This is a genomic window from Pedobacter hiemivivus (assembly GCF_005144565.1).
Classification (GTDB): domain Bacteria; phylum Bacteroidota; class Bacteroidia; order Sphingobacteriales; family Sphingobacteriaceae; genus Pedobacter; species Pedobacter hiemivivus.
In genome coordinates, this window is the sequence record NZ_SWDX01000010.1 from 89,363 (window position 1) to 104,028 (window position 14,666).

Below are 14,666 nucleotides of genomic sequence, written 5' to 3' on the forward strand. Positions count from 1 at the left end.
GGAATTCCCGTCGGCTTTTTTATGGTCTATGTTTAAGCGATTTCAAATTGATATACACCAGCATTAAGCTTGACCTTCGAAGCGATGACCTTACCATTGCGGTATACTTTTTTACCATCGGCTACCGGAAAACTAATCACTGCATCCGAATTGGCTGGAATGGTAACGGTATAAACGACCTTATTTCCTGATCTTTTCCATGCGGAGACGATTTTACCATAAGGGCCTTCATGTTCTGCCTTGAAATGGTTAAGCCCGGATACAAAATTTGGACGCAGCTGGATCCTCTTAAATCCAGGATACTGCTCATCAGGATGAATGCCACCTAATCCCTTAAAAAACCAGCCACCTATTTCACCGAACATCATATGATTTAAAGAGATATCCCTTTCTGCTTTAATGTCCCAGTTTTCATAAAGGGTAGTAGCTCCGTTTACAATCCACCATCCCCAAGAAGGGTAAGTGTCTTGGGCAGCTAACTTATAAGCCGTTTCTGCCTGTCCATTGTCACTAAGGGCATTTAATATCGCCTTGGCACCAAGCACCCCAACATCCAGGTGCATGCCATCTGCTGCAACTCTTTTAGCCAGATTCTGCGCAACCTTAGCTTTGAGTCCTTCTGGTACCAGTCCCCACTGTAGGGCAACACTCAATTCAGTCTGTACTCCCGAAGCATAAATTCCCGTTTCAGCGTTAAAATATTTGTTATTTATCGAAGCTTTGATCTTTTCGGCGAGTTTACTGTAATAGTCGAAATCCTTTTGTTTGTGCAGTATTTTGGATGTTTTTGCAAGAATAATTGCATCCACAAAGTAATAGGTAGATGAAGTGTATTCCAGGTTGGATTTCGACTTAACAGGTACCCAATCTCCCCGGCCAAAAGTAGTGAGTCCCTCAGGACTGATTTGTGTGATGTAATCCACATACTTTTTCATGCTGTCATAGCTATCAGCCAGAAGTTGGCTATCGCCGTAAAAAAGGTAGATGTTCCATGGAATGATCGCAATGGTACTTGTCCAGTCGGTTCCATTTGCGGTTCCATATCCCCAGCCACCGGTAGGAATGATATCTGGTAATACACCATCCGGCTTTTGCTCATCCCTGTGGTCTGCCAGCCATTTCTCATAAACAGTGATCCCGTCAAAATTAAACAGACCCGTTTCTATAGCGAAATGTCCATCACCAGTCCAACCGTTTTTTTCCCTTTGCGGACAATCTGTAGGATAGCCCATAAGATTGGATAAATAAGAATTGTTCGTTGCCCACCATAACTTATCTATTAATGGATTAGATGAGCTGATTTTGCCTTTTGGAGCCACATCGCTATGCATGAAGTAGCCAGTGATACTTTCTTTACTTAGCTGAACTGGTTTACTGCTGGTTACTTCTACATATTGAAAACCTTTATAGTTGAATTTGGGCATAAATTCAAGTTGTCCCTTTCCTGATAAGGTGATGATATCTGTTTGAAAAGGATCAGTTTGATCTTTAGGGCGGTAGTAAACATCAATATTAGAAAGGTCAACTCTGCCATTGGCATACAGGCGTTCACCGTGTTTTAAACGGAGGATGGTACCATCTTCTCCCTTTACCTTGATTTTAGTTACACCGGATATATTTTGACCAAGGTCAAAAACATAAGTCGTATCATCCAGTTTTTTCATCGATTTAACCGGAATTTCTTTCACATTCCGGATAGGTTGCATGGCCTGACTGACCACCAAGTCTGAAGGTGCTTTTCTTACCACAACAGATTCCCATTTACGATCGTCAAAATCTGAGGTATTCCATCCCGGTTGTTCCAGGCGGAAATCATAATGCTCAGCAGTATAAATATTATTTGATATGATTGGGCTTAAGCTGGTTTTCCAGTCTTTACCCGAAGTAATCACTGTTGTTGTGCCATCAGTATAGGTAATTCTGAGGTCCATACAAAAAGCAGGTCTTGCCCTCCAGGCTGCTTTATCAAAATTCCAGACTGCCATTGCCTGGTGGTTGTACCAGCCATTTCCGAGAAGAACACCGATTGCGTTGCTGCCTTTTTGCAGCTGGGCAGTCACATCATAAGACACATATAAATTTCTTTTATCAAAACGCGTATACATCGGATCCAAGCGGTGGTTACCAATCTTTTTACCATTCAGATACAACTCGTATAATCCTGCAGCAGCGATATATGCCCGGGCCGATTTAACCTGTTTTGAAGATTCAAATGCTTTCCTGAAATACGGGGCAGGACGCTTATTAATGTCATTCCCATCACTGATCCAGTCACCTTTCCAATGAGCTGCTGTCATCATGCCTGTTTCAAAACTTGAAATCGGACCAGGGGCAGCTAATTTTCCATTTTTGTCCCAAAGCTCTACGGTCCAGAAATATTTGTGGAAAGCTTCTAGCGGCTGCCCTCCATAGTTTACTAGACGATCTGAGGAATTTATCTTCCCGGAATCCCATGAATTCCCCATTCTTTTACTGATTGCTATCGAATCCTTTCCAACTATAATTCTATAAGCAGTTTGCCTGGCATCCTGACGATTATCTATCATTAACCAGGATAAACGCGGTTTGAGCGCGTCAATTCCTATCGGATTGAGGAGGTATTCACATTGTAAGGTGGCAGGTTTCACGACCAGGGGATCTTTGGCCATTCCAGCTGATGACCAAGTAATTAGCAACAGCAGTAATGGAAAAAACAAATTCTTTAAATAGTGGCTCATTCGTATAAATTTAGGTGTTATTATTGCAATAATAAATCCCTTATGGGGGATTCGCATCCTGTACCATCCTGCTAGATTCTAAATTTATTCTTTTCAAGGGAATTTGTAATGTTCAAATATATTTTTCATATTAGTAAAACGTTTTAGCAATTACTCATTCAAACAAAGAATATAAATGAAAAATCCTATTGTGTTAGGTGTTGATATAGGTGGCTCACATATAACGGCAGCGTTAGTAGATTTAGCAGCCGGGACATTGATCAAAGATTCCTTTCAACGAAAACAAGTCAATTCTGGTGATTCAGCAGGGGCAATCTTTGACAATTGGTGCAATGTCATCCAAGGATCTTTCGGTGTGGGGAATATTTCAGAAAAGAGAATTGGAATTGCAATTCCAGGACCTTTCGAGTATGATGATGGGATCTCCTTTATCAAGGATCAGGATAAATTTAAGAGTTTGTATAACGTAAATGTTAAACATGAACTGGCTGCACGTTTAAATATTAAAACAGATAACATTCGGTTTATCAATGATGCTGCCGGATTTCTGAAGGGGGAAGCGTTTGGAGGTGCAGCTCAAGGGTATGATAAGGCAATCGGACTAACGCTGGGAACGGGTTTAGGTTCTGCATTTTTTGAGGATGGAGTAACCGAAGATGCTGCATTGTGGAAATCTACTTTTAAAGATGGTATTGCAGAAGACTATTTGGCTACCGGATGGTTTGTTAAGCGGTACTTTGAACTTACAGGTAGGACTATTCGGGGAGTAAAGGAACTAAATCGTTCTGAATGCTTTGAGCAGCCCGAACGTCAAATATTTGAAGAATTTGGTAACAATTTGGGGCTGTTTATTAAGGGGCTGCTTGTGGAAAGGCCTGGGAATCTCCTAGTTTTGGGTGGAAATATAGTGAATGCACACGAGTGTTTCATGCCTTATTTGGAGCTATATCTTAAAAAAGAGAATTGCTGTCCAGAAATAAAAATTGCCGAGTTAAAAGAAGATGCTGCGCTTATTGGTGCAGGTTCTTGTTGGAGTTTAACCTAAAAAATCTAGTACTATAAATATAAGATTTGATAACATACAGATATGATTAAAGAACTTTTGACTGCCTCACTACTATTTGTGTCTTCTGCTTTGTCTGCACAGACAGTAGGTAAAATCACTGACCCTGTGGACTGGGTAAACCCTTTAATGGGAACAGCCAGTAAGCCGAGTCTTTCTAATGGAAACACTTATCCTACAATTGCAATGCCTTGGGGAATGAATTTCTGGACTCCACAGACCGGTAAAATCGGCGACGGCTGGGCTTATACTTATGATGCAGATAAGATCAGGGGTTTTAAGCAAACACATCAGCCATCTCCATGGATGAATGATTACGGACAATTTTCGATAATGCCGGTAACTGGTAAAATGAAGTTTAACCAGGATGACAGGGCCAGTTGGTTCTCCCATAAATCCGAAATTGTAAAGCCATATTATTATAGCGTATACCTTGCTGATGCAGATGTAACCACAGAGATTACGCCTACGGAAAGAGCTGCACAATTCCGTTTCACTTTCCCAAAATCAGATGATTCTTATATAGTTGTAGATGCATTCGATAAAGGATCTTACATTAAGATCATCCCTGCCGAGCGTAAAATAATTGGTTACAGTACCCGTTACAGTAGCGGTAAACTGGAAAACTTTAAGAATTATTTTGTCATTTATTTCGATAAAGCCTTTACTTCTGCAAACGGATGGGAAGGCAATGAACTGTTAAAAGGGGAGCTTGAGGTTACAGCAAATCATTCTGGTGCTGTTGTTGGATTTAAAACAGCAAAAGGCGAACAGGTCAACATGAAGGTAGCTTCATCATTCATCAGTTTTGAGCAGGCAGAGCTTAACCTAAGCAGAGAATTGTCCAACGATAATTTTGAGACTACAAAACAAAAAGGAAAAGCAATCTGGAATAAAACCTTAAGCAGAATTGCTGTAGAGGGTGGTACTGTGGATCAAACACGAACATTCTATTCCAGCTTATATCGCATGTTGTTTTTCCCGCATAAGATGTATGAATTGGACAAAAGCAATAAAGTCGTGCATTGGAGTCCATACACTGGGAAAACCTTACCTGGTTACAGGTTTGGAGGCACTGGGTTCTGGGATACTTTCAGGGCATTGTACCCCTTCCTGAATATGATGTACCCATCCGTAAACAAAGAAATGCAGGAAGGCTTAATTAATGACTATAAAGAAGGCGGATGGTTGCCAGAATGGTCAAGCCCCGCTTATGCAGACTGTATGATCGGTAATAATTCAGCTTCAGTTGTTGCAGACGCTTACATTAAAGGAGGGCGTGGGTATGATATTAATACCTTATGGGAAGCCCTTAAGCATGGTGCGAACAATGAAGGGCCGCAGGCAACAGGTCGCCGTGGTGTTAAATACTACAACGAGCTGGGTTATGTACCTTACGATGTGAAGATCAACGAAAATGCAGCAAGAACTTTAGAGTATGCCTATGATGATTTTACCATTTATCAGTTGGGCAAAGCATTAAAAAAACCTGCTTCAGAAATCGAGATTTATAAAAAACGCAGCATGAATTACAAGAACCTGTTTGATGCTTCAACAGGCTTAATGCGTGGTAAAAATGCAGATGGAAAGTTCCAGACTCCATTTAATCCTTTCAAATGGGGAGATGCCTTTACGGAAGGAAATAGCTGGCACTACTCTTGGTCTGTATTTCAGGATATTGACGGCTTGGCTACATTAATGGGGGGTAAAGAGAAGTTTGTGACCAAACTGGATTCTGTATTTACACTTCCTCCAGTTTTTGATGACAGCTATTACGGTAGCGTAATTCATGAGATCCGCGAGATGCAGATTGCCAACATGGGTCAGTATGCACATGGAAACCAGCCGATACAGCATATGATATATCTTTACAATTATGCGGGCGCGCCATGGAAGACGCAATATTGGGTACGAGAGACTATGGATAGAATGTATAAACCTACTCCAGATGGTTACTGTGGTGATGAAGATAATGGTCAGACCTCTGCATGGTATGTGTTTTCTGCCATGGGTTTTTACCCGGTTACACCTGCAGTTGACCAATATGTTATCGGTGCACCTTTATTTAAAAAGGTAACTTTGAAACTTGAAAATGGGAAGGTATTGACGATTAACGCGCCTAAAAACAGTAAGGAAAACAGGTATATTAAAAGCTTAACATATAATGGAAAAGCATATTCCAAGAATTGGTTAAGTCATTCGGACTTACAAAAAGGAGGAGTATTAGAGTTTGAAATGTCTGCAGTACCCAACAAAAAAAGAGGAGTGGATCGTGCAGACTACCCTTATTCATTATCGACGGTAAAAGAGTAGGAGCTTTGGAAAAGCAGGATAAAAAGCTTCATGAGTTACCCGATTCCATTTTATGGAATAAGTTTCTTATGGGTGATGATGAAGCTTATGCCCAAGTATATAAACAACATTTTCAAAAGTTGTTTATATACGGGTTATTTTATTCATCAGATAGGGATGTCGTAAAAGACTGCATTCAGGATGTATTTGTCAAAATATACAATAAACGCAGAGGGGTAAGTTCAACGGATAACATTTTTTTATATCTAGCTGTAGCGGTAAAAAACAGTATTATAAATGCCGTAAAGAAACACAATCGTAAGGTTCAATATCTGGAAGCTGTTGATGAGCAATCATGGGAAGATGAAAAAACACCTGAATCTTTATATATTGACAGAGAGACCCAAACCCAGAATCACCTTACTCTTGATTTACTTTTATCTCAACTTACAGATCGGCAGCGTGGAATTATTTCTAGTAGGTTTCTCAAGGGGATGAGTATAAGTGAGATTAGCGAAGAGCAAGGTGTTAATTATCAATCGGTATCCAATATTATTCAGCGCTCTTTAATAAAAATCAAAGCTTTAATAAAAAAATAACCAAATAGGCGAGTATAAAAGTTACTGTTAACTGTTCTAATATAAAACAGCAAAATAATAGTAATGAAAGACCACATCGAAGCAAGTAAAAAATATCTTTTATATACCTACGAACAATTCCTAAAGGATGATTTTTTTATTTCTTCCATTATAAATCCAACTCCTGAAACTGAAGAATTCTGGGATAAATTTGAGCATTCTTGCGAGAATTTACAGGAGTACCTTGCCGCCAAAAATCACTGCTTACGCTTTGCTGCACAACAAATTCCTCTTACCGATCAGGAAGAGGAGGAACTATGGGACGGTATTGTAGCGCAGAACACTCATACCCGAAAGAAACACAAGTTATATTATGTCTCAATGGCAGCAGCATGTATAGGTGTTATACTGATTTCTACTCTCGCCATAAAGAGCTTAATGAATAAAGATAGGTCAACAGATATTACCACATTCGCTGCAGCGCACGAGGCGGATACAAATGGTAGTGATCAAACGCAGCTTATTCTTTCGAAGAATAAAACTATTCTTTTAAATGAACAGGATGCCGAGGTTATTTACGATTCTGCTAATATTCAAACGAATGAGGAACGGATTTCAAAAAGCCAATATGCCGGATATAATCAATTGATTGTTCCATATGGTAAGCGATCTTCACTTACATTCTCCGATGGTACCAAAGTATGGGTGAATTCTGGAAGTAGATTGATATATCCTGCTGAATTTGCGAAGGATAAGCGAGAGGTGTATGTGGATGGAGAAATATACATTGAAGTCTTTAAAGATAAAAAAAGGCCCTTTTTTGTAAAGACAAAAAACATGGACGTAAGGGTTTTAGGAACCAAGTTTAACGTGATGTCTTATGATTCGGATGATCAGCAGTCTGTAGTGCTATTGTCTGGAAGTGTGCAGGTAGAAACGGCGAAGACACCTAAAACTTTATTGGTTCCCAATCAAATGTTCCAAGCTAAAGGACAGTTAGAAAGTGTTAGTCAAGTTAATGTTGATGACTATGTATCCTGGACAAAGGGTCTATATCAATTTAACAGTGAGGAGTTAGGTTCAATCTTTAAAAGGTTGTCTAGATTTTACGGTGTTAAAATTATCTGTGATTCAGAAACTGCTCAATTAAAGTGTTCCGGAAAATTAGATCTGAAGGATAACCTTGAAACTATATTGAAAGACTTTTCATTTTTGGCTCCGGTAAGCGCAGTTAAGGAAAATGGAGATTTTAGAATAGAAAGAAGAAAAAATTAATTACCCAAAATTACACCCGGGATTTTAAACTCAAAGACGTTTGAGGTATAATAAACAATTAGTGTAACCAAATAAACCAAATTAAATGTATGATAAAATCAATGATATGGATTTAGGAAAAGTCCATTGGTGGGGATTTAGGACGATACGGTTAATGATATCTCTTATCCTTTTTGGAGTTAGTAGCTCTTTTGCAACGGTTGGCTATTCTCAAAGTACGCCGATCACTTTATCCGTGTACAATCGAAACCTTAAAGATGTTTTTAAAGAAATAGAAGGTAAGAGTAAGTATATATTTTTCTATGTTGATAATGTTGTTGATTTGAACAAAAAAATAACGTTGGATATCAAAAATAAAGGCATTGATGATCTTCTAACTGAGTTATTTAAAAGTACAGATTATACTTATCGGATATCAGACCGCCAGATCTTTGTTTCTAGAAAGGTACCTGCAGTAACGCATCCTTTACAAAAGGAAGAAAAGAAAATTACCGGACGTGTGGTTAACTCAAAAGGAGAACCTATGCAGGGCGTAAGTGTTGCTTTGGTTGGAACGAACAGGGTCGTTAAATCGGATATTGATGGACGTTATGAAATTTCTATAGATCAGAACAAAACAATTCTTCGATTCTCTTTTGTCGGCTATACGATGGTGGAGCTCAGCATTGGCAGCAAGAACACCTATAATGTTACGCTGCAAGAGGATAAAAATGAGCTTAATGAATTGGTTGTTGTTGGGTTTGGTGAACAAAGGAAGATTAGTAATATTGGCGCACAATCGACCTTAAAGCGTCAGGATATTAAATCTCCTTCTGGCAGCCTATCAACTGTTTTAGCTGGGCGACTATCTGGAGTGATCGCGGTGCAACGTACCGGCGAACCAGGCAAAGATGGAGCGGATATATGGATAAGAGGTATTGCTACACCAAACTCTTCTAGTCCTTTGGTATTGGTAGACGGTGTTGAACGTGGATTTAATGACATTGATCCCGAGGATGTGGAGTCTTTAACCACACTAAAAGATGCTTCGGCTACAGCAGTTTATGGTGTTCGGGGTGCCAATGGGGTTATCCTTATCAAAACAAAACCAGGGAAAATCGGAAAGCCGGTTATAAGTGCAGACTATTATCAATCCATCAGCCGGTTTACTCAAAAAGTTGATCTTATTGATGGGGTTGAGTATATGAAGACAGCAAATGAAGCCCTGGCAAATAATGGTTATAACCCTAAGTATTCTAACGCCTACATTGAGAGTACTCAAAATAAACTTGATCCTTATTTATATCCTAATGTGAATTGGTTGGACGAAATATTTAACGAATATGGTCGTAACAAACGGATGAATGTAAATGTGAGTGGAGGTAGTCCGAGTGCAACATATTATGCATCTGTCAGCTATTATAATGAAGCGGGCATGACTAAAACAGATAAAAGGAGTGAATTTAATTCAAAAATAAGCTATAACCGATATAATTTTACAACCAATTTAAGTCTTAAAGCTACACCAACTACAACCGTAGATGTTGGTGCACAAGGGTACCTAGGAGAGGGTAATTATCCCGCTATATCTTCATCTGATATTTACAATTCGGCTATGGATATTTCTCCAGTTGATTATCCGAAAATGTTTTACGTTAATGGAGCGTCATTTGTTCCTGGGATTAATCCAAATGGAGGCTATCGTAACCCCTATGCCGATGCTACTAGAAGGGGCTATAACAATAATGTTAGAAATCAGATTTACTCCAACCTTCGTGTTACTCAGGATTTAAGTATGGTAACTGAAGGTTTGAAGGCTTCAGCTATGTTTGCCTACGATGTTTATAATGAGGTAAATTTAATACAAAGTAAAAGAGAGTCTACCTTTTATTTCGCAGATCGATCTGTGCCTTACGGATTAGATAAGCAGCCTATTTTAGTACAGACTTATAGCGGTTCTAATGTATTGGGTTTTGAACAAAGAAGTGAGCAAGGGATTAACAATAAAAAAACATATTTAGAGGCTTCTCTTACTTACGATAGGACATTTGGTAAGCATCGTGTGAGTGGTTTAACCTTGTTTAATTCACAACAAAAGTTACTTTATCCAACAACAACTTTGGAGGCTTCTATTCCTTATCGGATGATGGGCGTTGCAGGAAGAGCTACTTACTCTTATGATGATCGCTATTTTGCAGAGTTCAATATCGGTTATAACGGTGCCGAAAACTTTTCACCAGCTCGTCGTTATGGGGTGTTCCCGGCATTTGGTATCGGTTGGGTAGTTTCCAATGAATCATTTTTCAAACCCTTATCTTCTGTTATTTCATTCCTTAAATTTAGGTATACGGATGGAAAGATCGGTAACAGTAACGTGTCTGACAGACGTTTTATGTACCTGGATCAAATCGTAGAAAACGGTGACTTTGGTTATAAATTAGGCAGTAATACAGGTAGTAGGATTAATGGCTACGAAGTTAGAAATAACGCAGTAAACGTTGGTTGGGAAGAATCCAGAAAGCAGGATTTAGGTATGGACCTGAAACTCTTTGACAATAGTTTGTCCATCGTATTCGATTTATTTAAGGAACACCGTACAAATATTTTATTAAAACGGGAAAGTTCTATTCCAGGCTTTTTAGGATATATGGCCGCTCCCTACGGAAACATAGGTGTGGTTGACAATAAAGGGTTTGATGGAACAATCGAATATAGTAAGTCACTTGGCAAAGACTGGTCTTTATCAGTTCGCGGAAATATCACTTACAATGATGATAAATGGACAAAAAGTGAGATTCCAGATCAACGCTATCCCTGGATGAATTTAAATGGTCATAACATTCTGGCACAAAAGGGATATGTAGCAGTGGGATTATTTACCAAGGATGACATATCCGACATCAAAAGATGGGAGTCTATGACTCCTGTAGATAGAGCGATTACGCCTCGTCCCTTTGCTAAGCAATGGGGGGTGATGCAACCTGGAGATATTAAATATCAAGATTTGAATGGCGATGGTGTGATTGACTCTTATGATCAAACTTATGTTGGTCGCGGAGATGTCCCTCAGATTATTTATGGATTTGGATTCAATGTAGGTTATAAAGCACTTTCTATTGGACTTCTTTTTCAAGGATCAGAAAATGCAGATAGAATGGTGTCCGGAAATAGTATTCAACCTTTCCGCGGTACCGGAGGTGGAGGAAATCTTTATACCAATATTAAAGACAGGTGGATGGAAAGTAACCCTCGTCAGGATGTCTTTTATCCCCGGTTAGCTTATGGTGATGATCAGGATGGTAATACCAATAACTTTCAGCCCAGCGACTGGTGGATTCATGATATGAGTTTCGTTCGTCTGAAGACTTTACAAATCTCCTATAACTTACCTAAAAAATGGATTAACGCAATTAATATTAAGAATGCTGCGGTCTATATGATGGGGAATAATTTGTTTACAATCAGTGAATTTAAACTGTGGGATCCTGAGTTAAATACCAATAACGGCAGTAAATATCCAAATACCACTACCTATTCGTTGGGTATTAATTTCACCTTCTAATTTAATAACATGAAAAGAATAATAATATTATTAGGGATTGTGTCTTTACTATTTACGGTTTCCTGTAAGAAGTATTTTGACCAGGTGCCGCAAGACCGCCTTTCATTAGCCGAAATATTCAATACCCGAGATGGCGTTCAAAAACACCTTGCAGGTGTATACACCTATATTCCAGATGAGTTTAACCAGCGGCAGCTTCAGGAACAAGCGATTTTTCGTACGCCAGGGCCATGGACCGCTGCGGGCGATGAGACGGAGTATCCAAGTGGAAATAAAGCGCAACTGATCAATAACAATACACTTACTGCTACAGAGGATACGTTTGTTAAAAACCGCTGGAAAAGCTGGTATATTGGCATACGGGAAGCTACTGTTTTTATGGACAATGTGTATAAGTGTCCAACCTCCCAATTGTCCGTAGAAAACCAAAATCAATGGAGAGCGGAGGCAAGAGCATTGCGCGCCATCTACTATTTTTACCTGGTTCGTGCTTATGGTCCGGTACCACTTATTAAGGGTAATTTTACTCAGGATACACCTTCGGCAGAATTACAATTGCCCAGAAATACCGTAGATGAATGTTTTAATTTTATCGTTTCTGAATTAAAAGCCGCCCAGCAAGAGGGCTTGTTAGTACATGTTTCGCAAGACCGCAGTGGCGGAGCAGGAAGGATTGATCAGAGTATAGCTCAGGCATTTATTATTGAAGCGTTGACATTCCGTGCAAGTTGGTTGTTTAATGGTAGTAATGCCTATTATTCAAATATGGCAAATCCGGATGGCACGAAATTGTTTCCACAAAATGCGTCTCAGGCTACTGCTAAATGGCTGGATGTGATTAATGAGTCAAAGCAATTCCTGAACACTTATGTGCCAACTTATTATAAGCTGGAAAGGGTACTGACAAATGGGGTTCTTGATCCTTATAAATCGTATCGTACGGCCACCAGGGGCAGTTATAGTGAAATGACTGGCTATACAGAGATGATTTTTTATAGAATCGACAATTCTGCCGCAACTATGCAATATGACCGAACACCTAACCATAAGGGTGCTGGTGGAGATTATCGTGGCGGAGGTTTCCTGGGCGCTACACAAGAACAGGTAGATGCTTATTTTATGGACAATGGATTGCCTCCTGTTTTGGGTTATCAAGCTGATGGAAAGAGTCCAATTATTAATGGCGCGTCTGGTTATGTGGAGAGTGGAACCATTGCAACAGATTATAAAGGCAGCGGTACTGACCAGTTATATGCACCAGCGGGTTCTTCAAACATGTACTATAAACGGGAGCCACGTTTTTATGCCGATGTTACTTTTAACAATCAGAAGTGGCTTTATAACAAAGATGGGAACATTTATACCTCAATGGAATACAGTGGCAATGCCGGAAAGCTAAACGGAGTTAATGATTATTCTAAAACCGGATATGTAGTTCGTAAATGTGCTCCAGAAGGTCCTTGGGGAACAGGGGATAGGGTTTGTATTCTTCTTCGCTTGCCTCAGGTTTATTTTAACTATGTAGAGGCGCTATGTCAGTACGATCCTACAAATCCGGATATCTGGAAATATATAAACGAAATTCGAGAAAGAGCAGGTATACCTCAATATGGAAGTGGTTCGGGCAGAATTCCTGCACCTACAGGTAAGGAGAATATTATGAAAGCTATTATGGCTGAAAAAAGGGTAGAGATGTCTTTTGAAAATACCAGATATTTCGATTTGAGGCGTTGGGGAATGGCTAATGAATATCTGAATAAACCTATTTATGGGATGAATGTGGAAGCTGACGGGAATGCTTTTTATAACAGAACAAAAGTTGCCAACCGCACATTTGCGCCAAGACAATATTTCTTCCCTATTCCTCAGAAGGAAATAGATGTTGATAAAAATCTGGTTCAAAACAATGGCTATTAATCAAATTCAATCTTTAGGAAATGTATAAACAAAACCATGAAATGAACGGTCTAAATAAAAAAAAATATATCATGATTAATTTGATTTTCGCGCTAAGTATGCTTAGCAGCTCGTTGTTATTTACCAATTGCAACGCAGACCATAAGGATGAAATATTTGTACCTGAATATACTTTGGTAACTCCTTACACCAACGCAGATACCTGGGTGGCTTATAATGCATTTAATGAATCACTGTTAGATAAGAACCGCAAAATTTATTTCCGCGATACTAACCGACAAGCTAGTGATGCGAATGCAGTAGGCGCGATATGGACGCAGGCAATTTTCTGGGATATGGCGATGAATGCCTACAAAAGAGATAAGGATGGTAAATACCTGCAATTGGTTAATGATCTCTTTGAGGGAAACAAAAACTATTATGACAATTACAATTGGAATAATGGTCAGGTTTGGTTTATCTACGATGATATCATGTGGTGGGTAATCTCACATGCCCGTGCCTATGAATTGTTTAAAGACCCAAAATATCTTGAACTGGCAGAATCTGGTTTTAAGAGAGTTTGGAGCGGTTCTCCTCAGCTAGGTGACCCGGGATCATACGATCCGGTAGAGGGGGGCATGTTTTGGGCATGGGAAAACAATAATCCATCAAAGCTGAAAGCTGGTAAAATGGCATGCATTAATTATCCTACCATTATTGCTGCGATGACATTATATAATGCTACAGGCAAAGCAGAGTATTTAAGTAAGGCAAAGGAGATTTACGAGTGGTCTTACAAAAATCTGTTTGACAATAAAAGAGGGTTGGTTGCAGATTCCAGACACGGTAAAGCAAACGATTGGACATCACAAGTTTATAATCAGGCAACTTGTATTGGCGCTGCCACCATGTTGTATAAGTCTACTGGTGAACAACGATATCTTGATGCGGCAAAGTTGACGGCAGATTATACCATGAATACGATGTCGGCCCCATTGATGATCATGCCTTATAAAAACGGAATTGAACAGGGAATTTATACGGCAATCTTTGCTCAATATATTGTTCGTTTAATTGAAGATGGAAATCAGAAGCAATATTTACCATGGCTCCAGAGAACCATCAATTATGGTTGGAAGAACAGAGATAAATCAAGAAATCTTATGGGAAAAAACTATACTCAGCAATATACTGCGAATGATGTGATTGAATGTTACGATGCGTCGGGAATTACCGCACTAATGCTGGTTATTCCGGCAGAAAAATAATTCATGTTTAAATTCTGAACCAAATAAAATTAT

8 protein-coding genes are annotated in these 14,666 nt (G+C 39.3%); 7 read left to right on the top strand and 1 reads right to left on the bottom strand.

Annotated elements, in window-relative coordinates; genetic code table 11:
• Positions 1–32 precede the first annotated feature (32 nt).
• A complete protein-coding gene (locus FBD94_RS21390) occupies positions 33–2,717 on the bottom strand; it encodes a glycoside hydrolase family 78 protein (protein ID WP_205945922.1) in 2,685 nt (894 codons plus the stop codon).
• A gap of 175 nt (positions 2,718–2,892) precedes the next feature.
• Here FBD94_RS21390 and FBD94_RS21395 point away from each other — a divergent pair, with 175 nt between their 5' ends.
• The 7 genes from FBD94_RS21395 (at position 2,893) to FBD94_RS21425 (ending at position 14,633) form a co-directional block, all read left to right on the top strand.
• Positions 2,893–3,762 carry an ROK family protein gene (locus tag FBD94_RS21395; RefSeq protein WP_131608802.1) on the top strand — a complete coding sequence of 290 codons (870 nt, stop codon included), beginning with the start codon at positions 2,893–2,895 and terminating at the stop codon, positions 3,760–3,762.
• Positions 3,763–3,804: 42 nt separating this feature from the next.
• Entirely contained in the window at positions 3,805–6,093 is a 2,289-nt protein-coding gene (locus tag FBD94_RS21400) for a GH92 family glycosyl hydrolase (RefSeq protein ID WP_136881713.1), read from the top strand.
• A 5-nt stretch (positions 6,094–6,098) separates the two neighbouring features.
• Positions 6,099–6,671, top strand: a complete 573-nt coding sequence (locus tag FBD94_RS21405) for an RNA polymerase sigma factor (protein WP_205945923.1) — start codon at positions 6,099–6,101, stop codon at positions 6,669–6,671.
• Positions 6,672–6,734: 63 nt separating this feature from the next.
• A complete protein-coding gene (locus tag FBD94_RS21410) occupies positions 6,735–7,925 on the top strand; it encodes a FecR family protein (RefSeq protein ID WP_136881714.1) in 1,191 nt (396 codons plus the stop codon).
• 106 nt (positions 7,926–8,031) lie between these two features.
• The gene (locus FBD94_RS21415; RefSeq protein WP_136881773.1) at positions 8,032–11,466 is read left to right on the top strand and encodes a TonB-dependent receptor; all 3,435 of its coding nucleotides are present in this window, start codon (positions 8,032–8,034) and stop codon (positions 11,464–11,466) included.
• A 9-nt stretch (positions 11,467–11,475) separates the two neighbouring features.
• The gene (locus tag FBD94_RS21420; RefSeq protein WP_136881715.1) at positions 11,476–13,383 is read left to right on the top strand and encodes a RagB/SusD family nutrient uptake outer membrane protein; all 1,908 of its coding nucleotides are present in this window, start codon (positions 11,476–11,478) and stop codon (positions 13,381–13,383) included.
• Positions 13,384–13,454: 71 nt separating this feature from the next.
• Positions 13,455–14,633, top strand: coding sequence for a glycoside hydrolase family 76 protein (locus tag FBD94_RS21425; RefSeq protein ID WP_131608798.1), 1,179 nt, complete (start codon positions 13,455–13,457; stop codon positions 14,631–14,633).
• The last annotated feature ends 33 nt before the right edge of the window (positions 14,634–14,666 follow it).